At 63.0% G+C, this 26,357-nt stretch carries 24 protein-coding genes; 14 read left to right on the top strand and 10 right to left on the bottom strand.

Going from position 1 to position 26,357, the window contains the following annotated elements; translation table 11 throughout:
- The first annotated feature begins 386 nt into the window (after window positions 1-386).
- Window positions 387-1,310: an arginase gene (rocF, locus tag EKH80_RS13605; RefSeq protein ID WP_126685314.1), complete on the top strand. Its 924-nt coding sequence runs from the start codon at window positions 387-389 to the stop codon at window positions 1,308-1,310.
- A gap of 67 nt (window positions 1,311-1,377) precedes the next feature.
- A complete protein-coding gene (locus tag EKH80_RS13600; protein WP_126685313.1) occupies window positions 1,378-2,751 on the top strand; it encodes a tryptophan--tRNA ligase in 1,374 nt (457 codons plus the stop codon).
- 148 nt (window positions 2,752-2,899) lie between these two features.
- Here EKH80_RS13600 and EKH80_RS13595 read toward each other — a convergent pair whose 3' ends face one another.
- Window positions 2,900-3,400, bottom strand: coding sequence for a Spy/CpxP family protein refolding chaperone (locus EKH80_RS13595; protein WP_126685312.1), 501 nt, complete (start codon window positions 3,398-3,400; stop codon window positions 2,900-2,902).
- Window positions 3,401-3,571: 171 nt separating this feature from the next.
- Here EKH80_RS13595 and EKH80_RS13590 point away from each other — a divergent pair, with 171 nt between their 5' ends.
- Window positions 3,572-4,267, top strand: a complete 696-nt coding sequence (locus tag EKH80_RS13590) for a response regulator transcription factor (protein ID WP_126685311.1) — start codon at window positions 3,572-3,574, stop codon at window positions 4,265-4,267.
- On the top strand, window positions 4,264-5,646 hold the full coding sequence (locus EKH80_RS13585) for a sensor histidine kinase (protein WP_126685310.1): 1,383 nt from the start codon (window positions 4,264-4,266) through the stop codon (window positions 5,644-5,646). Before EKH80_RS13590 ends, EKH80_RS13585 begins: the two co-directional genes overlap by 4 nt.
- Before the next feature lie 49 nt (window positions 5,647-5,695).
- Here EKH80_RS13585 and EKH80_RS13580 read toward each other — a convergent pair whose 3' ends face one another.
- Complete coding sequence (locus EKH80_RS13580) at window positions 5,696-6,262, bottom strand: lipocalin-like domain-containing protein (protein WP_126685309.1); 567 nt, start codon at window positions 6,260-6,262, stop codon at window positions 5,696-5,698.
- A gap of 140 nt (window positions 6,263-6,402) precedes the next feature.
- Entirely contained in the window at window positions 6,403-6,822 is a 420-nt protein-coding gene (locus tag EKH80_RS13575) for a winged helix-turn-helix transcriptional regulator (protein WP_230473675.1), read from the bottom strand.
- A 139-nt stretch (window positions 6,823-6,961) separates the two neighbouring features.
- Here EKH80_RS13575 and EKH80_RS13570 point away from each other — a divergent pair, with 139 nt between their 5' ends.
- Window positions 6,962-7,882 carry an alpha/beta fold hydrolase gene (locus EKH80_RS13570; RefSeq protein WP_126685308.1) on the top strand — a complete coding sequence of 307 codons (921 nt, stop codon included), beginning with the start codon at window positions 6,962-6,964 and terminating at the stop codon, window positions 7,880-7,882.
- 54 nt (window positions 7,883-7,936) lie between these two features.
- Here the strand turns inward: EKH80_RS13570 and EKH80_RS13565 are convergent, their stop codons facing one another.
- The 3 genes from EKH80_RS13565 to pdhA form a co-directional block, all read right to left on the bottom strand.
- Entirely contained in the window at window positions 7,937-9,310 is a 1,374-nt protein-coding gene (locus tag EKH80_RS13565) for a dihydrolipoamide acetyltransferase family protein (RefSeq protein WP_126685307.1), read from the bottom strand.
- A gap of 77 nt (window positions 9,311-9,387) precedes the next feature.
- Window positions 9,388-10,368, bottom strand: coding sequence for an alpha-ketoacid dehydrogenase subunit beta (locus EKH80_RS13560; RefSeq protein WP_126685306.1), 981 nt, complete (start codon window positions 10,366-10,368; stop codon window positions 9,388-9,390).
- Window positions 10,369-10,371: 3 nt separating this feature from the next.
- A complete protein-coding gene (pdhA, locus tag EKH80_RS13555; RefSeq protein WP_126685305.1) occupies window positions 10,372-11,457 on the bottom strand; it encodes a pyruvate dehydrogenase (acetyl-transferring) E1 component subunit alpha in 1,086 nt (361 codons plus the stop codon).
- 268 nt (window positions 11,458-11,725) lie between these two features.
- On the opposite strand from pdhA, the gene EKH80_RS13550 reads away from it, so the two are divergent.
- Both EKH80_RS13550 and EKH80_RS13545 read left to right on the top strand, forming a co-directional pair.
- Window positions 11,726-12,577, top strand: coding sequence for a tryptophan 2,3-dioxygenase (locus EKH80_RS13550; protein ID WP_126685304.1), 852 nt, complete (start codon window positions 11,726-11,728; stop codon window positions 12,575-12,577).
- 148 nt (window positions 12,578-12,725) lie between these two features.
- The gene (locus EKH80_RS13545) at window positions 12,726-14,234 is read left to right on the top strand and encodes a peptide MFS transporter (RefSeq protein ID WP_126685303.1); all 1,509 of its coding nucleotides are present in this window, start codon (window positions 12,726-12,728) and stop codon (window positions 14,232-14,234) included.
- Between the two features lie 34 nt (window positions 14,235-14,268).
- Here EKH80_RS13545 and EKH80_RS13540 read toward each other — a convergent pair whose 3' ends face one another.
- The gene (locus EKH80_RS13540; RefSeq protein ID WP_126685302.1) at window positions 14,269-14,754 is read right to left on the bottom strand and encodes a MarR family winged helix-turn-helix transcriptional regulator; all 486 of its coding nucleotides are present in this window, start codon (window positions 14,752-14,754) and stop codon (window positions 14,269-14,271) included.
- A gap of 114 nt (window positions 14,755-14,868) precedes the next feature.
- Here EKH80_RS13540 and hppD point away from each other — a divergent pair, with 114 nt between their 5' ends.
- The 4 genes from hppD (at window position 14,869) to tpx (ending at window position 19,066) form a co-directional block, all read left to right on the top strand.
- Entirely contained in the window at window positions 14,869-15,963 is a 1,095-nt protein-coding gene (gene hppD, locus EKH80_RS13535) for a 4-hydroxyphenylpyruvate dioxygenase (protein ID WP_126685301.1), read from the top strand.
- Window positions 15,964-16,067: 104 nt separating this feature from the next.
- The gene (gene hmgA / locus EKH80_RS13530) at window positions 16,068-17,366 is read left to right on the top strand and encodes a homogentisate 1,2-dioxygenase (RefSeq protein WP_126685380.1); all 1,299 of its coding nucleotides are present in this window, start codon (window positions 16,068-16,070) and stop codon (window positions 17,364-17,366) included.
- A 112-nt stretch (window positions 17,367-17,478) separates the two neighbouring features.
- Window positions 17,479-18,462, top strand: a complete 984-nt coding sequence (locus EKH80_RS13525) for a fumarylacetoacetate hydrolase family protein (RefSeq protein ID WP_126685300.1) — start codon at window positions 17,479-17,481, stop codon at window positions 18,460-18,462.
- A gap of 103 nt (window positions 18,463-18,565) precedes the next feature.
- Window positions 18,566-19,066, top strand: coding sequence for a thiol peroxidase (gene tpx / locus EKH80_RS13520; RefSeq protein WP_126685299.1), 501 nt, complete (start codon window positions 18,566-18,568; stop codon window positions 19,064-19,066).
- Window positions 19,067-19,222: 156 nt separating this feature from the next.
- Here tpx and EKH80_RS13515 read toward each other — a convergent pair whose 3' ends face one another.
- Both EKH80_RS13515 and EKH80_RS13510 read right to left on the bottom strand, forming a co-directional pair.
- Window positions 19,223-19,633, bottom strand: a complete 411-nt coding sequence (locus EKH80_RS13515) for a group III truncated hemoglobin (RefSeq protein ID WP_126685298.1) — start codon at window positions 19,631-19,633, stop codon at window positions 19,223-19,225.
- A gap of 71 nt (window positions 19,634-19,704) precedes the next feature.
- Window positions 19,705-21,276 carry a glucosyltransferase domain-containing protein gene (locus EKH80_RS13510; protein ID WP_158628836.1) on the bottom strand — a complete coding sequence of 524 codons (1,572 nt, stop codon included), beginning with the start codon at window positions 21,274-21,276 and terminating at the stop codon, window positions 19,705-19,707.
- A 156-nt stretch (window positions 21,277-21,432) separates the two neighbouring features.
- Between EKH80_RS13510 and EKH80_RS13505 the strand changes: the two genes are divergently transcribed.
- Window positions 21,433-22,359 (top strand): 2OG-Fe(II) oxygenase, encoded by a 927-nt coding sequence (locus EKH80_RS13505; protein WP_126685296.1) that lies wholly within the window; start codon window positions 21,433-21,435, stop codon window positions 22,357-22,359.
- A gap of 70 nt (window positions 22,360-22,429) precedes the next feature.
- On the opposite strand, the gene gap is transcribed toward EKH80_RS13505, so the two are convergent.
- The gene (gene gap, locus EKH80_RS13500) at window positions 22,430-23,443 is read right to left on the bottom strand and encodes a type I glyceraldehyde-3-phosphate dehydrogenase (protein WP_126685295.1); all 1,014 of its coding nucleotides are present in this window, start codon (window positions 23,441-23,443) and stop codon (window positions 22,430-22,432) included.
- A gap of 169 nt (window positions 23,444-23,612) precedes the next feature.
- Here gap and EKH80_RS13495 point away from each other — a divergent pair, with 169 nt between their 5' ends.
- Together EKH80_RS13495 and pyk are read left to right on the top strand one after the other, a co-directional pair.
- Complete coding sequence (locus EKH80_RS13495) at window positions 23,613-24,425, top strand: S1/P1 nuclease (RefSeq protein ID WP_126685294.1); 813 nt, start codon at window positions 23,613-23,615, stop codon at window positions 24,423-24,425.
- A 422-nt stretch (window positions 24,426-24,847) separates the two neighbouring features.
- On the top strand, window positions 24,848-26,320 hold the full coding sequence (gene pyk, locus EKH80_RS13490; protein ID WP_126685293.1) for a pyruvate kinase: 1,473 nt from the start codon (window positions 24,848-24,850) through the stop codon (window positions 26,318-26,320).
- Window positions 26,321-26,357 lie beyond the last annotated feature (37 nt).

Genomic DNA, 26,357 nt, shown 5'->3' with positions numbered 1-26,357 from the left:
AGGGATCGACGACTTCCGAAAACCATGCCGCCTTCAGCGATGCGGCATGCATTGCGCAAATGGAGCTGAAGCACGAAGCCTAACCGACAAGCATGCAAGTCTCCCCCTGGAGACGAAGCACGTACGGGTGACGCTCAGTGACACGACAGCGCCCCAACCTAGCAATGGACGTGTGCACGATGCCTCACGGAAGCGTCACATTGAGGTTAATCGGGCCTGCGGACGATGCTCGCCCAGAACCGGTTTCCTACGTGAAATGTCATATTTTTCAGTTACATAAGAACGCGAGCAAGTTGCCTAAACCGTGCTCGACCCGCTTGCTCCCGCATGTGACCCCTCTTGAGCCGCTAAACTTGGGTTTCATGCAGGACATAAGCCAAGGTCGTATGAAAAAACAGGTGGTTGCATTGGTTGGCGTGCCGACCGATATCGGCGCCGGGCATCGCGGCGCTTCAATGGGGCCCGAGGCCCTGCGCGTAGCTCAGCTGGGGGAGAAGCTGCGCCGGCGCGACATGCAGGTGATCGACCGCGGCAATCTGCACGGTCCGATGAACCCCTGGCAGCCGCCGGAGGACGGCTATCGGCATCTGCCGGAAGTGATCGCCTGGAACCTTGCCGTGCACACGGCCATCCACCAGGAACTGCAGGCGGGTCGACTGCCGGTCATGCTGGGCGGTGACCATAGCCTGGCGATCGGTTCGATCAGTGCGGTGGCGCGTTATTGCCACGAGCAGGGTCGCAAGCTGCGCGTGCTTTGGCTGGATGCGCACGCCGATTTCAACACTTCGCAAGTGACCCCCTCGGGCAATATCCATGGCATGCCGGTCGCCTGCCTGTGCGGCAACGGGCCGCGCGAGCTGGTGGAAATCGGCGATCGCGTTCCCGCGGTTACGCCGGACGTGTTCCGCCAGATCGGCATCCGTTCGGTGGACGAAGGCGAAAAGCGGCTGGTGCGCCAGGCGAAGATGGATATCTACGACATGCGCCACATCGATGAAGTGGGCATGAAGCGCACGATGGAAGAAGCGCTCGATGGGCTCGACGAGAACACCCATCTGCATGTCAGCTTCGACGTGGATTTCCTGGATCCCTCGATCGCGCCCGGCGTGGGCACGACGGTACGTGGCGGTCCGACCTATCGCGAATCGCAGCTGTGCATGGAGATGATCGCCGATACCGGCCGCCTGGCTTCGCTGGACATCGTGGAATTGAACCCGGCCTACGACAAGCGCAACCGCACGGCTCGGCTGGCGGTGGAACTGGTCGAATCGCTGTTCGGCAAGTCCACCTTGATGCGCGAGCCCGACTAAAGTTCTTAAACTGCAAAACCGGCCCGCGCAGGGTGCGCGGGCCATTTGACCTATCCTGGAATGCCGCATGCAAACACGCGTCCTCACGGGCATCACCACCACCGGTACGCCGCACCTGGGCAATTACGTCGGTGCGATCCGGCCGGCGATTGCCGCCAGTCGCCGGCCCGATGTCGATGCGTTCTTTTTCATGGCCGACTATCACGCGCTGATCAAGAGCGATGATCCGGCCCGCATCGAACGCTCGCGCCTGGAAATCGCGGCCACCTGGCTGGCGGCGGGCCTGGACCCGAACAAAGTAACGTTCTACCGGCAGTCCGACATCCCGGAGATTCCGGAACTCACCTGGTTCCTTACCTGTGTCACCGCCAAGGGCATGCTCAATCGAGCGCATGCCTACAAGGCCGCCGTGGACATGAACACCGAAGCGGGCGAAGACCCGGATGCAGGCGTGACGGCGGGCCTGTACATGTATCCGGTGCTGATGGCGGCGGACATCCTTGCGTTCAACGCACAGCAAGTGCCGGTGGGGCGTGACCAGATCCAGCACATCGAAATGACGCGCGACATGGCGCAGCGTTTCAATCACATCTACGGGCGCGAATTCTTCGTGCTGCCTGAGGTGGTGATCGAAGAGCAGGTCGCCACTTTGCCGGGGCTGGACGGCCGCAAGATGTCCAAGAGCTACGACAACACCATTGCGCTGTTCGCCGGTGGTGCGAAGCAGTTGCGTGAAACCATCATGCGCATCGTCACGGATTCGCGCATGCCGGGCGAGGCAAAGGACCCGGACAGTTCCTCGTTGTTTACCCTCTTCCACGCCTTTGCCAGCGAAACCGAAAGCTATGCCTTCCGCCGTGCACTGGAGGAGGGGATCGGCTGGGGCGATGCCAAGCAGGTGTTGTACGAACGCCTGGAAACGGATATCGCACCGATGCGCGAGCGCTACGAGGAGCTGATCGCGCGACCCGGCGATATTGAAGACATCCTGCGCGAGGGGGCACGCAAGGCGCGGGCGATCGCCGGTCCGAAAATTGCCGAACTGCGTGCCGCGACTGGTTTGCGCACGATGTCTTCCGTGAGTCTGCCTGTCGGTGCAGCCAGTCAGGCGACGAAAGCGGCCAAGCCGCCGCGTTTTGCCAGCTTCCGCGACGCCGATGGCAGCTTCCGTTTCCGCCTGTTTTCGTCGGAGGGCGATGAGTTGCTGCTGTCCAGGTCGTTCAAGGATCCGAAGGAAGCCGGCTCTGTGCAGAAGCGCCTGAAAGTGCTCGGCGGCGCGGCTGCAACCGTGCGTAGCCTGCCGCGTTCATGGGTGCTTGAGCTTGACGGCGAACCGGTGGCGACCGCGCCGGACTACACCGACGAAATGGCGCGTGATGAAGCACTGGGTTATTTGCGTACGGCGCTGGACCTGCTGGCTGAGCAGGAAAAAGGTGAGTAACTAGCTGTTCGAGCAGCCGGGCACAGTCCGCGCAACACTCAGAACAAAAAAAAGCGATCGCCGATGCCGCGGCGATCGCTCAACTTATCGGTTAGAACGTCCGCTAAGCGCCGCTAACCCATCTTTTTTTGTCATGGCACGCTGCGCGTTACGGCGCCGAACTGGCGCCTGCCGGCAGCGGATGTTCGTGCTTGAACTGTTCCCACTGCGCCCTGCGTGCCTGGAACGCAGCCTTTTGGCTGGCGTATTGGCTCTGCTGTGCGCTGGTCAGCACACTGTTGTAGATCTGCGCCGTCGCGGCGGCGCGGGCAGTGATGCGGGCTTTGGTGAGGTCGGCTTCAGCCTGGGCCAGGCTGGCTGCGGCGGACTGGTAATTGGATGCACCCGGCGACAGCGCTTCGAAGGCCTCGTGTTGCTGGTGAACGGCCTGCTCTTGCGTCTTCAGCGTTGCGAAGCTTTGTTGAAGGATCTGTTTGACCTGGGCTTTCTGGGCGTCCGTGAGGTTCAGGCCATGCAGGGCAAGCATGGCTTCGGCGTGGTGGCCATGGGGACCGGGACCAAAATCGGGGCCACCGTCGTGGGCGACGGCCAGCGCGGATACGCCCAGGGCAGCGGAGAGAAGGAGGGACAAAGTCATGGACTTGCGCATGGTGAAGCTCCTGCTAGGGGGAAGGGTCTTGCATGAGCATTGGAAAGCAGGGGCAGGTTTAAGAGCTTTGCCGCGGTGTAAAGAAGGGTAAAGTTAGTCCGGTGTCAGCGACCGCAGGACCATCGCCGTTGTCATGCGATAGTAGGTTAGGCCTTGTCGACGGTTTGGCGGATGTCCCGGATCTTGATTGGTGATGACGATCGCGAGCTGTGCTCGCTGCTGGCCGAATACCTGCGCCGCGAGGGCCTGCAGGTCGATGTGGTGCACGACGGCGCAACTGTGCTGGCGCACCTGCGCGATCCGGCCATGCGTCCGGATCTATTGATACTCGACGTGATGATGCCAGGCCGCAGCGGCTTGGATACTTTGCGCGATCTGCGCGCTCAATACCGGTTGCCGGTGATCATGCTTTCCGGGCGCGGTGAGCCGGTGGATCGCGTGGTCGGGCTGGAACTGGGCGCGGACGACTATCTTTCCAAGCCGTGCCTGCCGCGCGAGCTGCTGGCGCGCGTGCGAGCGCAATTGCGTCGCCACACGGTGGAAAGGGCGGGTGAGCTCACTGCCGGCGTGCTGCGCTTGTTGCCTGCCGAACGGCGTGCGTATGCGGCTGATCAAGAGCTCAATCTCACTGGCGCGGAATTCGCCTTGCTGCTGCTGTTGGCGCAGCGCGCCGGCGAAGTGGTCGACAAGACTTCACTGACTCGCGTGGCACTGGGGCGTGAGCTGGAGCGTTTCGATCGAAGCATCGACGTACACGTCAGCCGGCTCCGCCACAAACTGCAGGAAGCATCGGCGCAGGCGCCGCGCATCGACTCGGTACGCGGCGCGGGTTATGTGCTCCTGCCCAACAGCATGGGATCGGCATGAACCCATCCACAAGCCCATTGCGTAGCCCGCTGTTTTGGCGCCTGCTGATCTCCGTCTGCATCGCCAATGTAATTGTGCTGATGCTGGGCGGGCTGCTGACGCACAGCTTCATCGCTTATTCGATGCAGCAAGATTTCGATTGGCCGGCGATGGCGCAGGCGGCCGAGCAGGCCTATGAAAAAGGCGGGGACAGCGGCCTGGGTGCATGGGTAAGGCAGGAGCGCGAACAGGGCGTGGATGCCACGCTGTACGAAAACGGAGGGCCCTTGCGCGATATCCGCCTGCCTCCGCCGGTTCGTGACACCTTGCCTGACTGGTTGTCATCCGGACACGACATCGCATTGAATCCATGGCCCGGTTTCTACATTGCCGTGCAGAACGTAACGGGCCACGACGGGCATGTGCGACAGTTGGTGGCGGTAAGCAGCTCGCGGACACGTATTCCGCGGCACACGCGCGAAAAGATCCTGCTCGGCGTACAGCTGGGCCTTTCCCTGCTGCTGATCGCGATCATCGGCTGGTGGGTAGCGCGCAGCGTGTCCCGGCCGGTCGAAGCGATGCGCGCAGCCGCTCGCAAGATGGCTGGAGGCGAGTTCTCCACCCGTGTCGACCGGCGCTGGAGCAGGCAGCACGACGAACTGGGCCAGCTCGCACGCGATTTCAACGGCATGGCCGAGCGCATCGAACATCTGGTGGTCCATGAGCGCGGCGTATTGCAGGACCTTTCGCATGAGTTGCGTTCGCCCCTGGCACGATTGCAACTGATTCTGGACCTGGCCCAGCACAGTACGGATCCGCGAGCCGCCGCAGCGCACTTCGAGCGCGCCGAACACGAGATCGCACGCATGGATCGCATGACGGCCGAGATGTTGGCGCTGTCGCGGCTGGAAGGCAGCCTGCCGGGGATGGTGCGTGAATCGATCGACCTGGCGGCACTGACCAGGGATCGCGTGGCGGCGGCACGCATCGATGCCGAAGCCCGCGGCATCGTCCTGCAATGGACCGACGACGGGCCGGTCGCCGTGCAGGGCAGCGGCATTCTGCTGGAGAGGGCGCTGGACAACGTGCTTGCCAACGCCATCAAGTTCAGTCCCCCCGAGGCCGCCGTGCAAATCGATCTGGGCCGCCTGCAGTCGTGCGTGGAGCTGCACGTTCGCGATCACGGGCCAGGCGTACCTAGCGAGGAACTGGAACTGTTGTTCCGCCCATTCTTCCGCGGCAAGAACGCGGTGCAGGCCACGGGGCATGGGCTTGGATTGGCGATCGTGCAGCGGGTGATGCACGCGCATGGTGGCGAAGTGATGGCGCGAAACCTTGAGGGCGGCGGCCTGGAAGTCGTCATGCGCCTGCCGTTGCAGGTGAGCACGGCAAGCGCTTGACGAGAATCGCTGCGTCCGGATTGCCGGAATACACCTGATACGCTGTCGCTCAATCCAGGCGCTGCCAAACCACCTCGCCATGGGCGCCCTCTGCTGCGCCGCTGCTGGGCTTGGCAACGATATAGGTCAGCTCGTTGCCCTGTAGGGTGTAGCCGGTGCTGCCGCCGCGACCAATCCAGTTGGGGAAGGAGGCCTGCTCGATATGCGTGCTGATTTGATCGCCATGCACGCTCACGCTGCCATAGTGCGCATTGACGTCCAGCGACGCGGCGCGATATTCCTCAGGCGTGCCCTTGGATTTGTCGCCGGCGGCGAATGGGGCCCGTTGCGCGCGCGCGATCAGCATCATGTAATGGCCGTGCGTATCGATCATCCACAGGCCTTGTGGATGGGGGCCGTACAGTTCGACGCGATGGCCATCAGGGTAGACGTTGTCGCATCGGACCAGGGTCCAGGTGCCGGCCAGCCAGGCGGGGGGCGGCATGCTGCCGGACGGGTTCGCCGAGTCGGACTTCCGCTGGGCCTGTTCTTGCGCGTTGGTGCTGGCATGGCTCGCGGATACGCCCAGGGCGAGCGCCATCATGCCGAACATGAAAAGCTTTCGTAGGGGATGCATGGGGATTCCTTGGTGGGCACGGAGTGCGCAAGCAGTCTATGCGTCCACGGAATCGGCCCAACATGGGGTAAACCGATATTTCAGTGATTGCGAATCGACATGCGGGCACCCCGCGATGCCTGTCGCCGATTCGATGGCTTTCAGCTTCGCTTGCGCTTCGGCAAGCGCGACGGCAGTTGCACGCAGGTCTCTTCGGGTTTCAGCACGCGCCCGTCCCGCGCGCGAGGTTCAAGCTTTTGTACGGGGCGGCCGGTCTTGCTATCCACCAACTGCACGTGGGTTTCGCCCGGTCCGAAGCAAAATTCCTCGCCCCACTGCCTGAGCGCAACGAGCAGTGGAAACAGGCCGCGTCCTTTATCCGTCAGGACATATTCCTGGTAAGCGCCGCCGTCAGGGGCGGGGGCCGCTTCCAGGATGCCGTGTGCCACGAGATGACGGAGGCGAGCGGCCAGGATGTTCTTGGCCAGCCCCAGGCTCTTCTGGAATTCCCCAAAGCGGCGCAAGCCATCGAACGCATCGCGCACAATCAGCAATGACCAGCCGTCGCCGATGGCGTCCATGGGCCGTGCGACGCCGCATGGCGAATCCTCGTGGCTGGTTCGTTTAACCATGATGTTGCCGTTGTAAGTAAGGTTGCAACATAAAACCTCGTCTGCTACAAAGCAATGAGTTTCAATTTGAAACCTAGGGAGCGAGATCATGGTCGGGCCCGACGAAACGTTCAACGGCACCTTCGCGTATGCACCGCATTTCACCGATGCGGCCGGCTTGCGCATGCATTACGTCGACGAGGGGCCGCGCGACGGCCAGGTCGTCCTATGCCTGCATGGCGAGCCGACCTGGAGCTATCTGTTTCGAAACCTGATCGACGCATTGCGCGGCAGCTACCGCGTGGTCGTTCCCGACCACATGGGCTTCGGCAAGAGCGCCACGCCGGCTGACCGAAGCTACTGGCTGCAGGATCACGTCGACAATCTCGAACGGTTCGTGCTCGGCCTGGATCTGCGCGAGATCAGCCTGCTCGTGCACGATTTCGGTGGACCGGTCGGCATGGGACTCGCCGCGCGGCACCCGGAACGCATCCGCCGGGTCATTTCCACCAACGGGCCCACGCCGTTCGGTCAGCCGCGCCTGGCCGAGCGCTTGACCGCGAATGCGCAGGCTTCGCCATGGTTTCAATGGATCCTGAAGGCTGAAGCGGAGGGCCGCCTTGAGGCCGTGCTGGGCGAACTCGGCTTCAACATCCTGAGCACGTTGAAGCTCAATGGCTTCGAGCGCCATGCGCTGATCAGCGATAACTGGCTGCAAGCCTATGCGGCACCTTTCGCCACACCGGCCGAGTGCCTGGGGGCGATCGGCTGGGCCAAGGGCTTCGCGACGGGGAGCCATCAATTCGAGGTGCCCGACGCGGCGGCCAGGCGGGCGATTCAATCCAGGCCTGCGCTGGCCATCTGGGGCATGGCTGACCGCACCTTGCAGGCGGAACATTTCCTGCCGCTGTTCAGCGAGCTGTTTGCGCAGGCACCGGTGTACAAGCTGGAAGGAGTCGGGCACTACTGCCTCGAAGATGCGCCCGGGACGGTTGCTGCGCACGTGGCTGCCTTCCTGCAGCAAACTTGAGCCGGCACAAAAAAAAGCGCCCTTGCGGGCGCTTTTTCGGTGGCTGGGCGTGCATCAGTTCGGCAAAGACAGATCGTCCAGCAAGGCCTTGAGGAAGCGTGCCGCTTCACCGCCCGTCGCGGCCCGATGGTCGAAGGTGAGGCTGATCGGCATGCGTCGATGCACTTCGATGCCGCCCATCACGGCCACCACATCATGGCTGAGCTTGCCAGCGCCGATGATCGCCACGCACGGCGGCACGACCACGGGTGTGGCATAGCGGCCGGCGAACATGCCGAAGTTCGACAGGCTAATGGTGTAGCCGCTGAGTTCGGTAGCCGGAATGCTGCGATCTTCCACTTGCGTGCGCAGGCGCTTGATGCCGGCGCGAATGCCGGCGCCGTCCAGCACGTCGGCATTGCGCAGCGCCGGTACGAACAGGCCGTCTTCCGTATCCACCGCAATGCCGATGTCCACGTGCGGGTGTAGCGTGCGGGTAAGGTTCTTGCCGTCGAACCAGGCATTGAGCGCGGGCACGGCCTTGCATGCAGCCACGATGGCGCGGATCAGGCGCGCGGTAATGTCCTGCTTGCCGATCCAGGCGTGCAGGTCGGCATCGTCCACCAGCGTGGTAGGCACCACGTTGGCGTGCGCCTCGGACATTACTCGGGCCATGTTGCGGCGGACGCCCTTGAGCTGCTCCGGCTGGCCGCTTGCATGCACGCTCGGTGGCGCGGTGCGTACCGGTTTGCCGGCCAGCGACATGGCGGTGCGTGCCGGTTCCGGCTGCGGCAGCTCTGGAGCCAGATGGCGGCCGGCAGAAGCCGGTACCGCGCGCGCAGGGGCTGCACCGAGCGCGGCGGTGCCATTGGTGGCGGCGTTCTTCACGTCTTGCAGGGTGATCACGCCATCGGCGCCGGTGCCGCGCACACGCGTGATGTCCACCTTGAGCTTCTTGGCGAGCGCACGCACGGCCGGTACGGCCTTCACACCGCCAGCGCTGGAGGCCTGCTCGACATGTACGTGGCTGCCGCTGACCATGGCGCCGACCACGGTGCCCTCGTCTTCGCGCTCGGCCTTGCCGTTGGTTTCGATCTCGCCGCCTTCATCCGAAGCGGTGACTTTCTTCGGTTCCGCGGCGGCGGCCTTCTTGGGGCCGTGATGATGGCCGGTGGCTTCGGCTTCCGCACGCTGCTTGGCGTTCGGGTCCGGTTCGAATTCAGCCAGCGCGGCACCGGTCTCGATCACGTCGCCGGCGGCGCCGTGCAGCCTGGTGACCTTGCCGGTGTAGGGGGAGGGCACGTCGACGACGGCCTTGGCGGTTTCCATCGACACCAGCGGCGCGTCCAGCTTGATGGTATCGCCTTCCTTCACGTGCCACTCGACGATGGTCGCGTCGGGCAGGCCTTCGCCGAGGTCCGGCAGGTAGAACGTCTTGATGTCGGCCATGTTCGGTTCCCGTAATCAGTCTTGATGTGCTTTGTGCGTCATTCCGGCGGCAACCGGAATGACGCTTCGTTGTGAGGTCAGGACGCGGCCAGCGCGCGCTTGGCGGCTTCCACCACGCGCTCGGCGCTTGGCAGGTATTTCATTTCCAGACGGAACAACGGAATGTGCGTATCCCAGCCGGTCACGCGCTCCACCGGGGCGAGCAGGTCGTACAGGCATTCCTCAGCGATACGGGCGGCGATTTCCGCGCCGAAGCCCGCCGTCTTGGGCGCCTCGTGCAGGATCACGCAGCGGCCGGTCTTCTGCACCGATTCGGCGATGGTGTCGAAATCAAGCGGCGTGAGGGTGGCCACGTCGATCACTTCGGCGCTGATGCCTTCCTCGGCGAGCGCGTCTGCGGCTTCCAGCGCCTCCTTGACTTGCGCGCCCCAGGTCACGATGGTGACGTCGGTGCCGTCGCGCAGCACGAAGCACACGTCCAGCGGCAGCGCCTCGCCATCATCCGGCACTTCTTCCTTGTACTGGCGATAGATGCGCTTGGGTTCAAAGAACATCACCGGGTCCGGATCGCGGATCGCGGCCAGCAACAGGCCGTAGGCGCGTGCTGGAGAAGAGGGCATGACCACGCGCAAGCCCGGGATGTTGGTGAACAGGTGCTCGTTCGCCTCGGAGTGATGCTCCGGCGCGCGAATGCCACCGCCCCACGGCGCGCGCCACACCGCCGGCACGGTGATGCGGCCACGCGTGCGGTTGCGCATGCGTGCGGCGTGGCAGGCGATCTGCTCCATCATCGGATAGATGAAGCCTTCGAACTGCGCCTCGGCGACCGGCTTCATGCCTGCGGCGGCAAGGCCCACGGTGACGCCGGCAATGGTTGTTTCGTCCAGCGGCGTGTCGAGCACGCGCAGCGGGCCGAATTTTTCCTGCAGGCCCTGGGTGGCGCGGAACACGCCACCGTTGACGCCGACGTCTTCGCCCAGCACGACAACGCTGTCGTCACGGGCCATTTCATAAGCGAGAGCCTGGGTGACGGCTTCGATAAGAGTGATCTGTGCCATGGCTTAGTGCGCCTTCTTGTCGAGCGAGAGCGCGAGGTCGCGCTGTTTGGCGAGGTCCGCGGGGATTTCGGCGAAGGTGTAGTCGAACATCGCCGTCACCGGCTGGGTCTTGGTTTCAAGGTAGGCGTTGACCTCGTTGTCCATCCACTCGTCGCATTCGGCCTTCCAGGCCTCTTCCTTGCTGTCGTCCCACACTTTCTTGGCGACCAGCCAGTTGCGCAGGCGCGTCATCGGCTCCTTCGCCCAGGCGTCCTTCACTTCCTGCTCGCCACGGTAGCGGCGCGCATCGTCGGCAGTGGTGTGGTCGCTCAGGCGATAGGTGACCAGCTCCAGCACGGTGCCGCCCTCGCCGTTGCGCGCGCGCTCGAGGGCATCTTCCATCGCCTTGCGTACGGCAATGATGTCGTTGCCATCCACCTGGATGCAGTACAGGCCGGCGGCGATGCCCTTCTGTGCCAGCGTGGGCGCGCCGGACTGGATCTTGCGCGGCACCGAAATCGCCCACTGGTTGTTGACGATCACGGCCACCATCGGCAGGTTCTGGGCGCCGGCGATGTTGATGGCGCCGTAGAAGTCGCCCTTCGACGAACCGCCGTCACCGATCGTGCACACGGCCACGCGCTTCTCGTTGCGGATCTTGAATGCCAGTGCGGTGCCGGCGGCATGCAGGCATTGCGTGGCGATCGGCACCGACCAGGCAAAATCGTGGCGCGCGGCGCCATTCTGGTAATCGTTGCCGCGTTCGTCGCCGCCCCAGTACATGTATACCTCGCGCGGCTGCACGCCGCGATACAGCTGCGCGCCGTATTCGCGATAGCTCACGGCCAGCACGTCTTCCGGCTTCATGGCGCTACCGATGCCGACGTGCGCGGCTTCGTGGCCGAGGCAGCTTGCATACGTGCCGAGCTTGCCGGTACGTTGCAGCGCTACCGACTTCGCGTCGAACACGCGGGTGGACATCATCAGCTTGTACAACTCGACCATGTGGTCGAGGTCTTTGGCGAATTCGGGCAGGTCATCACGAACCTGCTTGCCTTCGGCATCGAGATATTGCAGATATTCGATTTCAAACTTGGCGGCGATGGACACGACTCGCTCCCGGGTGGGGTAGGGGAAAACGCTGCGGGGGAGGCGCGGCCCATCCAGTGGGGCCGAACGCGCTTAAGGATGCTTTGACGTATTTTACGCGGGCATTACCGCGATGTGTGTGCCGTCAAAACATCCTCTGGACCCAGACAAACACCAATTAATAGCAGGGCGCCATTTTCCGCCGCAAGGTACACTGCAGCATGCGAGCCCGTACGTGGGCGTTCTTCATAGCGGGTAACATGAATCTTTTTGCGGGTTTATGGGCGTCATGACGGATAACCAGCGGGACCTCGAGGCAGGCATCGAACTGGACCTGAGCGGCCGGATGACCTATGCCGGCTATTTGCGGCTGGATCAATTGCTTGGTGCACAGCAGCCGCTCACCCAGCCGCCGCAGCACGACGAAATGCTGTTCATCGTGATGCATCAGGTGGCCGAGCTGTGGATGAAGCTGGTCATCCATGAGCTGACGGCGGCCATCGCTCATCTGCGTATCGACGACGTGAACGAGTGCCTGAAAGTTCTTGCGCGCGTGAAGCATGTGCAGCGGCAGCTGTTCGAGCAATGGGCAGTGCTGGAGACGCTGACGCCGGCCGAATACCTCGAATTCCGCGACGCGCTGGGTTCGTCGTCGGGCTTTCAGTCGCTGCAGTACCGCCTGATCGAATTCATGCTGGGCAACAAGAACGCGCAGATGCTGAAGGTGTTTGACTATGACCCGGCTGCACAGGCGCGTTTGCGCGAGGTGCTGCAGACCCCCGGCTTGTACGACGAATTCCTGCGCTACCTCGCCCGCCGCGGCCATGCCGTGCCGGCCGAGAGGATGGAGCGGGACTGGAGTGAGCCGTATCAGCGCCATGAGGGTCTATTGCCGGTCTTCAAGCGCATCTATGAACAGCGTTCGGTGTTTTGGTCCGAGTACCACATGTGCGAGCAGTTGGTGGACGTCGAGGAGAGTTTCCAGCTTTGGCGTTTCCGCCATATGAAAACGGTGGAACGGATCATCGGACACCGGCCTGGTACCGGAGGTTCCTCGGGCGTGGCGTTTTTGAGGAAGGCGCTGGAGCTGGAATTTTTCCCGGAGTTGCTGGATGTGCGAACGGTGCTTGGCAGCACTTAGGTGCTTTTAGCCCATACCGTCGATCAATCCGGCACAAACACAATGGGCTGCGGCAGGGACGGCGGCTAAAGTTGCTGCATCGCGTTTGACTTGAACGCACCAGGCCCGTTACATCTTCTTAGGTCCAATACCCCCGGGGGAATCTTAAGTGAACCAGCATTCCGAAGCCGGCGTCCGAGCTACGCCCGACTTTCCGCAGCTGTTCGGTCATCCACGACCGTTATGGATGCTGTTCATGACAGAGTTTTGGGAGCGCTTCGCCTACTACAGCCTCAGCTGGGTGCTGGCGTTGTATGCGGTGGCGCAGTTCTACAACGGCGATCCCACCGGGCAAGGCTGGGCCAGTAGCATCTTTGGAGCCTATGTGGCGCTGGCGTTCGCCTTCGGTGTGTTCGGGGGGTATGTAGCCGATAAGATCATCGGTTATCAGCGCTCGATCCTGCTTGGCGCCGTGGTCATGGCGGCGGGCTTGTTCGTGCTGATGATCCCCAGCCGCGATGCCTTGCTGTTCGGCCTGGCGATGGTCATCGTGGGCGACGCCTTGTTCAAGCCGAACATTTCCTCGATGGTGGGGCAGCTCTATGCGCAAGGCGATGAACGCCGTGACCGCGGTTTTACGCTGTTCTACATGGGCATCAACTGCGGTGCCTTCCTGGCGCCGCTGATCACGGGCTGGATGGCCAGCTATTTCACCAAGACACCGCTGCAGCAGAACTTCCGCATCGTCTTCGCGGCAGCCGGCGTGGGCATGCTCCTGAGCCTGTTGTGGTTCTGGTTCGGGCGGCGTGGCCTGCGCGGCGTAGGGCGCCCGGCGCCGGGCAGCGAAAGCCGCATGCGCGTAGCGAAAGTGCTTGTCGGCGTCGCGGTCGCGGTGCCGGTGACTTATCTGCTGCTGGCCAAGCTCGGTGCGGTCGGCCTGCAATGGGTGATGGGCGTGCTGTTCGTCGGCATGGTGGTGGTGCTGGTCGCCGAAGCCTTGCGCCACGATCGGGTGCAGCTCCACCGCGTGATCGCCATGCTGATCATCTTCGCCTTCAATGTGTTGTTCTGGGTGTTCTATTACCTGTTCGGCACTACCTTCAATTTCCTGGCCGAAAACCTGGTGGATCGGCAGATGATCGGCGGCTGGGTGTTCCCGGTGGGCTGGTTCCAGTCCATGACGCCGCTTTGGGTGGTGGCCTTGGCGCCGGCGACAGCGTTTGCCTGGGCTGTGCTGGCCCGCCGCCACAAGGAGCCTTCCATTCCACGCAAGTTCGGCCTGGGGCTGGTGTTCAACGGCGTCGGCTTCCTGAGCCTGATCTATGCGCTGTCGCATCTGCTCGACAGCCACGGCCTGATTCCGTTCTGGCCCTTGGCGATGTGCTACCTGTTCCAGTCGGTGGGCGAGCTGTGCCTATCGCCGATCGGCCTGTCGATGGTGACCAAGCTGGCCCCGCCACGCCTGGTGGGCCTGGGCCTGGGCGGCTGGTTTCTGTCCACGGCGCTGGGGGGCAACCTCTCCGGCATGCTGGCTTCGCACATCAGCGGCGCCACCGGCATGACCGCGGCCTCGGCACTGAGCGGCTTCACCTTCTGCTTCTATGTGCTGGCCGGCTCAGGCGTCCTGCTGCTGCTGATTTCGCCGTTGGTGAACCGTTTGATGCACGGGGTGAAGTAAGTGGCAGGCATGCAGCGCTGAACTCGTTCAGCGCTCACCGGCTGTTCAAACCAGGCACCTCATCCAGCAGTTTGTCGAGGATGCGCGTCAGCCACTGGCGCTCTTCCTCGTCGAGCTTGGCGAGCACATCCCGTTCGCGCGCGCGCGCCATCGGCGCCACGTCGTCATGGATGACCCAGCCGGCTTCGGTCAGGCTCAGCACGGAACGGCGCTTGTCGTTGCCATGGGTTTCCCGGTGCACTCGGCCAGCCTCGACTAGGCGGGCCAACGCCCGGCTGACCGCCACCTTGTCCATCGCCGTGCGTTCCGCCACTTCACGCGCGGAAAGCCCGTGGAATCGGGCCAGCACCGCCATCACGCGCCACTCCGTCATGCTGAGATCGTAACGGCGCTGGTAGTCGTTGGCGATCGTCTGGCTCACCGTGTTCGAAAGAATCGACAGTCGATAGGGCAGGAAACGCTCCAGTTCGAGGGGGGCGTGTTCGGCTCCGGCGGGGGCGGGCTTGCGCGGGTGGGACATTTGCGGCGGTGTTCCTTGCAATTAGTTTCAATTGTAACTATAAGGATGGGCTGAGCTTGATGGTGGCACGCTGACCCTGCCTCCGTCGTGCGTCAACTTCACCAGGAGAGCGCCATGACCGCCCAACCCAATCTCGGCATGCAGGTCACCACCTTCGAGAACCCCATGGGCATCAACGGATTCGAATTCGTTGAATTTGCCGCCCCGGCGGGCCGCAGTGGCGAACTGCACAGCTTATTCCAGAACATGGGCTTTGCCGCAGTGCTCAAGCACAAGCGCCGGCCGATTACCGTCTATCGCCAGGGCGGCGTCAACTTCCTGGTGAACGAAGACCCGGATTCCTTCGCCGCCGAATTCGCCGCCAAGCATGGCCCTTGCGCCTGCGGCTTCGCGATCCGCTTCAGCAAGCCTGCGAGTGAAGTGCTGAAGGCGGTGCTGGCCAATGGCGGCGAGACGCTGACGGCCAAGGTCGATAGCAAGGCAGTGGATGCGCCGGTGGTGAAGGGCATCGGCGATTGCATGCTGTACCTGGTGGATCGCTACGCCGGCGCCGGCAGCATCTATGACGGCGACTACGAACCGGTGCCCGGCACCGCCCAAAATCCGTTCGGCTTCGGCCTCACCTTCATCGACCATCTCACGCACAACCTCTACTTCGGCAACATGCAGAAGTGGTCGGACTACTACGAGCGCCTGTTCAACTTCCGCGAGATCCGCTACTTCGACATCAAGGGCGCCAAGACCGGCCTGGTGTCGAAGGCGATGACCGCGCCGGACGGCATCGTGCGCATTCCGCTCAACGAATCGAGCGACCCGAAGAGCCAGATCAACGAATACCTGGACGCATACCACGGCGAAGGCATCCAACATATCGCCTGTTTCACCGACAACATCTACGAGACGGTGGAAGCGATGCGCGCCAAAGGCGTGCAGTTCCTGGATACGCCGGACACCTATTACGAGGTGATCAATCAGCGTATCCCCAATCACGGCGAGGACGTGCCGCGCCTGGAGAAGAACAAGATCCTGATCGACGCCGATCCGGAAACCAAGCAGCGCAAACTGCTGCAGATCTTCACGCAGAACAACATTGGCCCGATCTTCTTCGAGATCATCCAGCGCAAGGGCAACGAGGGCTTCGGCGAAGGCAACTTCCAGGCACTGTTCGAGTCGATCGAGCGTGATCAGATGCGTCGCGGAGTACTATAACGCGCTCCCCATTCGGAGGGGACGACGTCTTTTTCTCGGCGCCGTCATTCCCGCTTTCGCGGGAATGGCGGCAGAAAAATGCATGGTGCGAGAACGACTTCATGATGGAATCGAACGGCTACCAATCCGGCTTCGGCAATGAGTTCGCCAGCGAGGCCATTCCTGGCGTGCTGCCGGTGGGCCAGAATTCGCCACAGCGGGTAGCGCATGGTTTGTATGCGGAACAGTTGTCCGGCACTGCCTTCACCGCGCCGCGCCACGGCAACCGGCGCAGCTGGCTGTACCGCATTCGGCCGGCTGCGATGCACAAGCCGTTCGAGCCGCTTGCCCATGCCAGCTTCCACAACCGTTTCGACGAAGCACCCGCTACCCCGAATCAGCTGCGCTGGGACCCGTGGCCGCTGCCGTCTACACCGACGGACTTTGTCGACGGGCTGGTGACGATCGCCGGCAACGGCGGTCCGGCCGAGCAGGCCGGTTGCGGCATCCACCTGTATGCCGCCAATCGTTCGATGCAGGGACGCTACTTCTACGACGCGGACGGCGAGCTGCTGATCGTGCCGCAGCTGGGGCGCCTCAACATCGCCACCGAGCTGGGCGTGCTGCAAATCAAGCCGCTGGAAATCGCGGTGATACCGCGTGGTGTGCGATTTCGCGTGGAACTGCTGGATGCTGAGGCACGCGGCTACGTCGCGGAAAATTTCGGCGCGCTGTTGCGCCTGCCTGACCTGGGCCCGATCGGCGCCAACTCCATGGCGTTGCCGCGCGATTTCCTCGCCCCGCATGCTTCTTATGAAGACCTCGAGGGCGATTTCGAGCTGGTCGCGAAATTCCAGGGCGCATTGTGGAAAGCAGGCATCGGTCACTCGCCGCTGGACGTAGTGGCTTGGCACGGCAATTATGCTCCCTACAAATACGATCTCACCCGCTTCAACACGGTGGGCTCCATCAGCGTGGATCACCCTGATCCATCCATCTTTACCGTGCTTACATCGCCGAGCGACACGCCCGGCACCGCGAACGTGGATTTCGTGATCTTCCCGCCGCGCTGGCTGGTGGCCGAGCGTACGTTCCGGCCGCCGTATTTCCATCGCAATGTCGCCAGCGAGTTCATGGGCCTGATCGAAGGTGTCTATGACGCCAAGGCCGGTGGTTTCGCGCCGGGCGGCGCCAGCCTGCACAACTGCATGAGCGGACATGGTCCGGATGCGGCGACCTTTGAAAAGGCCAGCAAGGCTGACGTCGGCAAACCGGATCACATTACTGGCACGATGGCTTTCATGTTCGAAACGCGCAAGGTGATCCATCCGACCCGGCAGGCGCTCGACGCGCCGCAGCTGCAGCACGACTACTACCAGTGCTGGCAGGGCATCGCCAGGCATTTCGATCCGCAGCGTGCGTAAGCGGGCTGTGCGAAACGGCAGTCACTGGCAAAATAAGCGGGCGCGCGCAGATGTGTCGCCGCAGATCGATTACGTGGAAGGTTGCGCATAAGGCAGCCGACGGAGTGAACGCATGAAACTGGGCAGTCTCAAGGAAGGTGGCCGTGACGGCACGCTGATCGTGGTAAGCCGCGATTTGAAGCAGGCAGTCAAGGCAACCGGCATCGCATCGACCCTGCAGGCGGCGCTGGACGATTGGTCGAATGTTGCGCCGCGCTTGAACGCCTTGTCGGACGAGCTCAATACCGGCAAGGCGGCAGATGCTTTTGCGTTGGATTCGTCGGTCCTGGCGGCACCTCTGCCACGCGCCTATGAATTCGTCGACGGTAGTGCCTATCTGCCGCACGTGGAGCGCGTTCGCCGTGCGCGTGGCGCGGAAGTGCCCGAATCGTTCTATGTCGATCCGCTGATGTACCAGGCAACCGGTGCAGGTTTCCTGGGGCCGCGTGATCCTGTGGTGGTACCTAGTGAAGACTACGGCATCGATCTGGAAGCCGAGGTGGTCGTCATCACCGACGACGTGCCGATGGCCGTGACTCCCGAACAGGCCGTCGCCCATATCCAGCTGGTCGGTCTGGTCAACGACGTCAGCCTGCGCAACCTGATCCCGGCTGAATTGGCCAAGGGTTTCGGCTTCCTGCAGTCCAAGCCTCGTTCGGCGCTGTCGCCGGTGTTCGTCACGCCGGATGAACTGGGCGATGCATGGCAAGGCGAGAAGCTGCATCTGCCGATGCGCACCTGGCTCAATGGCCAGTGGTTCGGCGAAGCCGAGTGCGGCGTCGACATGCAGTTCAACTTCGCGCAGTTGGTGGCGCATGCGGCGAAAACGCGGCCGCTTACCGCAGGCAGCATCGTCGGCTCCGGCACCATTGCCAACCAGGACACCAGCAAGGGAGCTTCCTGCCTGGCTGAGCAGCGCACAGTGGAAACGTTGCGCGACGGCAAGCCCAGCACGCCGTTCCTGAAGTTTGGCGATACGCTGCGGATCGAAATTACCGACCTCCAAGGCGCCTCGATCTTCGGCGCCATCGAGCAGGTTGTTTCGCCGCTGAAGTAAGCTGCCGTGCCCGCAGGGTGCTGGCCGGAAAGGAAGGGGTGACGCGCAGGGCTGTCGGCGTTATCTTCGCGTGTCCCTTTCTCACCGACGCCAGGAGCAGCATATGTCCCAAGTGACCCTCAAAGGCAATCCGGTTCAAGTCGACGGCCAACTACCTGCTGTTGGCAGCAAAGCGCCCGCGTTCAAACTTGTGGCGAAGGACCTGTCCGATGCCGCGCTGGACAAATTCAGCGGCAAGCGCAAGGTGCTGAATATCTTCCCGAGTGTGGACACGCCGACTTGCGCAACATCGGTGCGCCGCTTCAATGAGAAGGCCAGTCAGCTCGACAACGCGGTGGTGCTGTGCATTTCGGCAGACCTGCCGTTCGCCCAGGCGCGCTTCTGTGGTGCAGAAGGTCTGGACAACGTGGTGACCTTGTCGACCATGCGCGGCCATGATTTTCTGCAGGACTACGGCGTGGCGATCGCGTCCGGCCCGCTGACCGGTTTGGCTGCACGTGCCGTGGTGGTGCTGGACGAGCAAGACAAGGTGGTGCATACCGAGCTGGTCGGGGAGATCGCCCACGAACCCAACTACGACGCTGCGCTGCAGGCTCTCCAGTAAGCTACTGGTTAGCATCGACCCTGGTGACGCACCATTGCGTAGGCTGGGATGACAATCCCAGCATCGGTTGGCTGCGATCAAAGCTGGGATTGTCATCCCAGCCTACGCGAACAGCGCCCGACGTACGGGGCGGCAGGTCAATGCCGGGGCGTGTGCCTAGCCGCGCCCGATCACTGGAATGGAGAATGGGCGCACGCCAATGCGTTCCTGCAGGCCCATGCCCAGCCGCAGGCTGCGCCCGATACGGTCGGCGTGCCCAAGCATCAGTCTGGCGCCGGCTTCGTCCAGTTCCTCGCGCGTGGTGTTCTGCCACAGCGACAGCCAGCGCTCGAAATGTTCGGTGCGGATGCCGTGCAGCATGCGATGAACGGCCATTGGGTTTCCGCGATAACTATTGGCGCCTAAAGCTACGGAACACCAGAAGGAAGTCAGCGTGAGCTTGTGTTCGACCCAGTCGTGAACGGCGGCATTGAACACGGGGCCGAGCAGGGAATCGGCGCGCACCTTCTCGTAAAAGCGATCAACGAGTCGAGCGATTTGTGCAGCATCGAGCTTTGCATCTTGCATGCCGCCATGATACTCCCCCGACCATCGTATTCCCCGTGGCAGGATGCCGCTTGGGCTGCGATGGGGGCGGCTCAGGACTTCGACGAGCCGCCCGGACAGGACAAGGGACGCCCGCCCGGGAAGGTCACCACGGCGGTAGTGTCGACCACGCGCAGCGCGTAACGGTTTCTCACGTAGACGGCCGGCGCATCACAGGCACGCAGCAGCAGCGCGTCGGCCGCGGCATTGCCGGTCGGATCCTGCCTGGCCTCGTCCAGTCCGGTGCCGAACAGCTTGACGAAATTGCGCGAGTGGAAGTCGTTCCCCACCAGGTAGGGCGAGACCAGGACGTTGAGCACCGGAAAGACTTCGGCCGCATGGGCGGAAAGCGGCGACAGGCCGGCCGAGCCGTCCATCAGGAAGCGGGTGATGCCCTGTTTTTGCTGGAGCTCGGCCAGATCGTTGGCAAGCTGTGAGGCGATCTGCGTTTCATATTGCTTTTGCGCGGACAGCGCGTTGCCGTAGATGCTGGCAAAGCCCAGCATACCCAGCGCCCAGACTCCGGCTACCGTGAAGCAGAGCGCATGGCTCCAGCCGGCACCCCATTTGCGCAATGCGATGTGCAAGGTGACCAGGCTTGCGACCATCAGTGCGCCCACCCCGGGAAACACCCTTGGCGAAATGATCGGCGAGACCAGCAGCAACATGGGGCCGGCCACGCAGGCGAGGGCGACTAACGGCAGAAGGATCGCGAAGAGCGCCAGGCCGCACCTGATCCACATAGGCTGGGTTCGCGTCCCGCTGGATGCAAACGCGTAATGCAGGCCGATGGTGGCGGGAGCCAATGCCGTGAGCGCGAGGAGCCAGACAAGTACGGGCGTCCAGCGCCGCGCCAGTGCGTGAAGCAGGAAGGCAGCCATGTTCTTCGCATTGCCGATGACCACGTCCCACTGCTGTGGGCTGTGGATCATCTGGCTGTGCTCGTGGATCCAGTCCTTGATCGAGGGCGCCACCTTCCATTGGTAAACGAGCATGGCCAGCAGTGCCTCGCCGACGTAGAACGCGGCCAGTCGCGCCACACGCTGCGGTTTCTCATCGCGAGCCTGCGCCGCCACCAGATCGAGCAGCATGAAGATCAGGAATACGTTCAGGCATGGTTGGTAGCTGCACAGGCAACCGAGCAGCGCAAGCGCTCCCAGGGCGAAGCCGCGCAGGTTGTCACGACACACGCTCACCGGGAGCACGGCCAGCAGCACAGACGCACCCATGGCGACTGCGTCAAAGCGGAACGAGAGGTTTTCCAGGAAAAACGGCTGCGCGCCCAAAGGCAGCACGAGCATGGCGGCCAGCCATGGCGACTGGATGGCGTGGCGGCGCGCGATCAGCACCCCGGCCAAGGCCAGCAGGGCGATGGCGAGGATCTGTGGCATGGGCGAAAAATCGACCAGGCGTGGCAGGTTTCCTTCCAGCAGGCGCATCAAGGCGGTAGTGAGCGGGCGCCCGTTGTCGTTCCAGCTGTACGCCCCCGAAAGCATGCGTGCCATATCGTCGTTGCAGGGGCGGTCTGCACGCAGAATCGGGTAGAGCACGAAGAGCAGATAGCCGGTGAACAGGATGCCGAACACCTGCTTGCTGCCGGCGAGGTTTTGTTGCGATGGGGGCATAAGCCGGTTTTTCTCCATGGCCATGAACGAGGCGCATCGGCGCCCGGCCTGCTCTTGGCGAAGGCCAAATTGCTAGAATGCCAGCTCCCATGCGCAAGAGCCATGGTCGGCGCCGATCCTTGGTGGAGCGCCCAGATACCGACGAAAAGGGATTGCATGCAAGCTGCTGCAGGAACCGCCATCATCAATCCGGCCGTACTGGCCAAGCTGGCCGAGTATTCCGGGGAATTCGCGGCCGCGACACCGTTTCCGCACGTCGTCATCGACGACTTTCTCGAGCCGGCTTTCGCGCAGGCCTTGCTGGATGCTTTTCCCGCTTTCGAGCGCGGCAATTACATCGGTGACGGCGGTGAGCCTGGCGGCAAATCCACGCTTGCCAAGGTGCGAAGCCTGGGGCCGGCTTACCAGCAGCTGGACGATGCGATTCAAAGCCCGGCATTCCTGGACGTGGTCGGTCGCGTCACCGGCATCGATGGCTTGATCTATGATCCATGGTATCTGGGGGGCGGTACGCACGAAAACCGCAACGGCATGTCGCTGGATGCGCACGTGGATTTCAATTATCACCCCAGCGAACGCTGGCATCGCCGACTCAATCTCATCGTCTATCTCAATCACGAATGGGAGGAGGCGTGGGGTGGCTGCCTGGAGTTGTTCCGGGATCCGCATGTGGACGGCCGCGCTTCGCGCCTGGTAAGCCCGGCGTTCAATCGCTGCGTGATCTTCGAAACCTCGGAGCGTTCATGGCATGGCTTTGATCCCATTCGCTTGCCCGAGGCACAGGCCGACATGACGCGGCGTTCTGTGGCGCTGTATTTCTACACCAAGGATCGTCCGGCGGAAGAAACCGCGGGGCGGCATACCACCTTCTACGTCAACCGCCAGTTGTCCGAGCGTTTCACCGAGGGGCATGCGCTCACGCGCGGCGATCTGGCGGAGATCAAGCAGCTGTTGGAGCAGCGGGATGCACATATCCGCATGCTTTACACGGACAACACGGCGTTGCGTGCCGCACAGGACAGCGGCTTGACCGGCCACCTGCTTTATCTTGCCAAGCGAGCGTTCGTGCGCTTTCGGCGCTAGGGATTCTGTACCTCCCCAAAAAAAGGCCGCCCGAGGGCGGCTTTTTTTGTGTGAACTGGGGAGCTTGGGCTTACTTCGCCGCCACCAAGGCCTTGGTCATGTCCAGCATGCGGTTGGAGAAGCCCCACTCGTTGTCGTACCAGCTCAGCACCTTTACCAGGGTGCCGCCCATCACGCGCGTCTGCGTCGAGTCGTAGATGGAGGAGTGGGCATTGTGGTTGAAGTCGATCGACACCAGCGGCTTGGTGTTGACCGCCAGGATGCCCTTCATTGCACCGTTGGCAGCTTCGTTGATGGCGGCGTCGATTTCTTCCTTGCTGGTGTTGCGCGCGGCCACGAAGGAGAGGTCGACCACCGACACATTGATGGTCGGCACACGGATCGCGAAGCCGTCCAGCTTGCCGGACAGTTCCGGCAGCACCAGGCCCACCGCCGCGGCGGCACCGGTCTTGGTCGGGATCTGCGAATGCGTGGCCGAACGGGCGCGGCGCAGGTCGGAGTGGTAGACGTCCGTCAGCACCTGGTCGTTGGTGTAGGCGTGGATGGTGGTCATCAGGCCGTGCACGATGCCGATCTTTTCGTGCAGCACCTTGGCCAGCGGCGCCAGGCAATTGGTGGTGCAGGAAGCGTTGGAAATCACCTGGTGCGCGGCGGTGAGCTGGTCGTGATTCACGCCATACACGAACGTGCCGTCCACATCCTTGTCGCCGGGCGCGGAGATGATCACCTTCTTGGCGCCGGCCGCGAGGTGCGCGCCGGCCTTGGCCTTGGAGGTGAACAGGCCGGTGCATTCCAGCACCACGTCGATGCCCAGCTCACCCCAGGGCAGCTTGGCCGGATCACGTTCGGCGCAGACCTTGATGCGGTCGCCATTGACGACCAGCTCGCCGCCATCCACCGACACTTCACCGGGGAACCGACCGTGGGCGGTGTCATACTGGGTAAGGTGCGCGTTGGTTTCGGCGTTGCCGAGGTCGTTGACCGCGACGATCTGGATTTCATTCGTGCGCTTGGCTTCGTACAGCGCACGCAGGGTATTGCGGCCGATGCGACCGTAACCGTTGATGGCGACCTTGATGGCCATGAGACAGCGTCCTCCAAAGGATGATGGGGCAGCGAAACGGCGGCTCGTTGGCCGCCAAAACCCGCATTCTAGCCCGAACCGGCCGTCTCCCTCATCCGGGCATGCCGTTCACGTCGGATTGTCATGACGCGTGTGGCATCATTCCGCACTTGTTTCCAAGGGGTACCCGATGGTTTCCGTCCGTCGCCTTGCCGCAGCCTTGTTCACCGCGCTGACCGTCGCACCCGCCGCCTACGCATGGGGACCGCTGGGACACAGCGTGGTGGCGGAACTGGCCCAGCGCCATCTGAGCCCGGCCGCGCGGGCAGAGGTAGAGCACCTGCTGGCCCTGGACCACACCAAGTCGCTGGCCGATATTGCCAGTTGGCCGGACGAGATCCGCAACGATCCCAAGCAGCAGGAACTGTGGAAGGAAACGCGCACCCTGCATTACGTCAACTTTCGCGATCCTTCGTGCAAGTACGTGCCGCCGCGCGATTGCAAGGACGGGCAGTGTGTGGTGGAGGCGATTCCGCGTTACGTAGCCATCCTGGGCGATCGCAGCCAGCCGGATGCGGCACGGCTAGAGGCGCTCAAGTTCGTGGTGCATTTCATCGGCGACCTGCATCAGCCGCTGCACGCGGGCTATCGCGACGATGCCGGCGGCAACGCCTATCAGGTGCAATTCCAGGGACAAGGCTCGAACCTGCACCGGGTGTGGGATTCGGGCCTGCTGGGCACGCGTGGACTGGACTGGAAGAGCTACGCCAAGCGGCTTGATGCCGAAGGCGTTGCCCCGCTGCCGCAGCCGATCGCGCCGCTCGACCAGCCGGTGGCGCAATGGGCGGAAGAGTCCTGTCAGATCACGCGCGATATCTATCCAGCCGGTCACAAGATCGATCAGGCCTACATCGATACCGAGCTGCCTGTGGCCGACAGCCGCCTGCGCGAAGCGGGCAGGCGGCTGGCTGAAGTGCTGAACCTGGCGTTGCAGAACGGTTGACCAGAACGATCGTGTCGCCGAGGGCAGCGCGTAGACAAGCGTTCCTCGCGTCGGCTTTGCTGGCGTCGCCTTTGCTCGATGGCACGCGCAGATCATGGCTGCCGTCGTAGCCGATGACGCACTTGTAGAAATCCGGCTCGTACGCGACGCCCTCGATGGCGGCATGACCGCCTTTGACGCGTGAGCTCGATCCGACAGCGGGTGCGTGTGCGTACCATGCGCCTTCGTATAGACATGCGTTCCGGCGGCACACGTGTGCCAGCTCGCACAGAACGCGCTTTTACGTCTTTCCGTCCAAATCGCCAGAGTCGGTCATGCCGCGCTGCCACATGCAATCTTGCATACGTTTGCACACAAAAAGATATTGCAGGGGCGCCATGGTGTTCTGCTAGTCTCGTCCGACAATTTCCAAAACTCCCGCAATGGCTACCGACACCCCCTCCCGCCGCACCAAGATCGTCGCCACCTTAGGGCCTGCCACCGATGCGCCCGGGATGCTCGAGAAAATCCTAACCGAAGGCGTCAACGTCGTACGCCTCAACCTCTCGCATGGGCAGCCCGACGATCACCGCGCTCGCGCGGCGGCGGTGCGCAAGGCGGCCGAAAAGGTGGGCCGTGAAGTGGGCATCCTCGCCGATCTGCAGGGGCCGAAGATTCGCGTCGAGCGATTTGCCAACGGTCCGATCGAGTTGCGCGACGGCGATCCGTTCGTGCTTGATTGCCGCGCCGATGCACCGCCCGGCGACAACACGCGCGTGGGTGTGAGCTACCTGGGCTTGCCCAGGGATGTGCAGGCGGACGATGTCCTGTTGCTGGATGACGGCCTGGTCGCGCTCACGGTGCTTGAAGTGGCCGGCAGCGAAATACGCTGCAGGGTGCTGATCGGGGGGCGTCTTTCCGATCGCAAGGGATTGAATCGCCAGGGCGGAGGTTTGTCTGTCGATGCGCTGTCCGATAAAGACAAGGCGGACATCAAGCTCGCCGCAGAAATCGGCGCGGATTTCCTGGCCGTATCGTTTGTGCGCTCGGCTGCCGATATGGACCTCGCGCGTCGCCTGCTCAGGGAGGCCGGCGGCAACGCATCGCTGGTGGCGAAGATCGAGCGCGCTGATGCGATTCCGGTGCTTGGCGAAATCATCGATGCCTCCGATGTGGTGATGGTGGCGCGCGGCGACCTGGGCGTGGAGATCGGTGATGCCGAGCTGCCCGGCCTGCAGAAGAAGATCATCCGCGAAACGGTGCAGCGCAATCGCGCCGTCATCACCGCAACGCAAATGCTGCAGTCGATGGTGCGTTCCCCCATCCCCACCCGCGCCGAGGTGCTGGACGTGGCCAACGCCGTGATCGACGGCACGGATGCGGTGATGTTGTCCGAAGAATCGGCGGCGGGTGCGCATCCGGACAAGGCGGTGGCGGCGCTGCGCCGCATCTGCCTGGGGGCCGAGCGCCAGTTCGAGCCGAAGGAAGACCTCACCAAGGATGCGCATCACCTGGATCGTACCGACCAGGCGATCGCGCTCGCGGCGATGCTGCTGGCCAGCGAGATCGGCGTGCGTGCGATCGTGGCCCTGACCGAATCGGGCGCCACCGCCCAATGGCTTTCGCGCTACCGCAGCGCCGTGCCGATTTACGCGCTGTCGCCGTTTGACGATGCGCGCCGCCGCATGCTGGTGCTGCGCGATGTGCAGCCGGTGAAGTTCACGCATGACACTTTGAACCCGGCGGTGTCGGCTCGTGAAGCGGTGCGCCAGCTGTTTGCGGCAGGCAAGCTGTCGGAAGGCGATCGGGTAGTGCTTACGCACGGCGACCACATCGGCAAGGGTGGCGGCACCAATACGCTCAAGCTGCTGTCAGTGGGGGCGGATGGCGTGGTGGAAAGCCTGCGCGATCTGTAACGGGAGCGCCAAGGCGCTACGCCGGAGCGCCGTCGGT

The sequence above is a fragment of the Dyella choica genome (assembly GCF_003977665.1).
Taxonomy (GTDB): Bacteria; Pseudomonadota; Gammaproteobacteria; order Xanthomonadales; family Rhodanobacteraceae; genus Dyella_B; species Dyella_B choica.
Note: the sequence above shows the minus strand (reverse complement) of the source record. Positions and strands in the feature narration are given on the sequence as shown.

Bases quoted from the DNA above. Each gene is read 5' to 3' on its own strand.
- hppD (WP_126685301.1), top strand. From the start codon at position 14,869: ATGACCGCCCAACCCAATCTCGGCATGCAGGTCACCACCTTCGAGAAC.
- EKH80_RS13505 (WP_126685296.1), top strand. From the start codon at position 21,433: ATGCAAGCTGCTGCAGGAACCGCCATCATCAATCCGGCCGTACTGGCC.
- EKH80_RS13560 (WP_126685306.1), bottom strand. From the start codon at position 10,368: ATGGCACAGATCACTCTTATCGAAGCCGTCACCCAGGCTCTCGCTTAT.
- EKH80_RS13580 (WP_126685309.1), bottom strand. From the start codon at position 6,262: ATGCATCCCCTACGAAAGCTTTTCATGTTCGGCATGATGGCGCTCGCC.
- EKH80_RS13495 (WP_126685294.1), top strand. From the start codon at position 23,613: ATGGTTTCCGTCCGTCGCCTTGCCGCAGCCTTGTTCACCGCGCTGACC.
- EKH80_RS13550 (WP_126685304.1), top strand. From the start codon at position 11,726: ATGACGGATAACCAGCGGGACCTCGAGGCAGGCATCGAACTGGACCTG.
- EKH80_RS13590 (WP_126685311.1), top strand. From the start codon at position 3,572: ATGTCCCGGATCTTGATTGGTGATGACGATCGCGAGCTGTGCTCGCTG.
- tpx (WP_126685299.1), top strand. From the start codon at position 18,566: ATGTCCCAAGTGACCCTCAAAGGCAATCCGGTTCAAGTCGACGGCCAA.
- rocF (WP_126685314.1), top strand. From the start codon at position 387: ATGAAAAAACAGGTGGTTGCATTGGTTGGCGTGCCGACCGATATCGGC.
- hmgA (WP_126685380.1), top strand. From the start codon at position 16,068: ATGGAATCGAACGGCTACCAATCCGGCTTCGGCAATGAGTTCGCCAGC.
- EKH80_RS13585 (WP_126685310.1), top strand. From the start codon at position 4,264: ATGAACCCATCCACAAGCCCATTGCGTAGCCCGCTGTTTTGGCGCCTG.
- EKH80_RS13510 (WP_158628836.1), bottom strand. From the start codon at position 21,276: ATGCCCCCATCGCAACAAAACCTCGCCGGCAGCAAGCAGGTGTTCGGC.
- EKH80_RS13570 (WP_126685308.1), top strand. From the start codon at position 6,962: ATGGTCGGGCCCGACGAAACGTTCAACGGCACCTTCGCGTATGCACCG.
- EKH80_RS13600 (WP_126685313.1), top strand. From the start codon at position 1,378: ATGCAAACACGCGTCCTCACGGGCATCACCACCACCGGTACGCCGCAC.
- pyk (WP_126685293.1), top strand. From the start codon at position 24,848: ATGGCTACCGACACCCCCTCCCGCCGCACCAAGATCGTCGCCACCTTA.
- EKH80_RS13540 (WP_126685302.1), bottom strand. From the start codon at position 14,754: ATGTCCCACCCGCGCAAGCCCGCCCCCGCCGGAGCCGAACACGCCCCC.
- gap (WP_126685295.1), bottom strand. From the start codon at position 23,443: ATGGCCATCAAGGTCGCCATCAACGGTTACGGTCGCATCGGCCGCAAT.
- EKH80_RS13595 (WP_126685312.1), bottom strand. From the start codon at position 3,400: ATGCGCAAGTCCATGACTTTGTCCCTCCTTCTCTCCGCTGCCCTGGGC.
- EKH80_RS13575 (WP_230473675.1), bottom strand. From the start codon at position 6,822: ATGGACGCCATCGGCGACGGCTGGTCATTGCTGATTGTGCGCGATGCG.
- EKH80_RS13515 (WP_126685298.1), bottom strand. From the start codon at position 19,633: ATGCAAGATGCAAAGCTCGATGCTGCACAAATCGCTCGACTCGTTGAT.
- EKH80_RS13565 (WP_126685307.1), bottom strand. From the start codon at position 9,310: ATGGCCGACATCAAGACGTTCTACCTGCCGGACCTCGGCGAAGGCCTG.
- EKH80_RS13525 (WP_126685300.1), top strand. From the start codon at position 17,479: ATGAAACTGGGCAGTCTCAAGGAAGGTGGCCGTGACGGCACGCTGATC.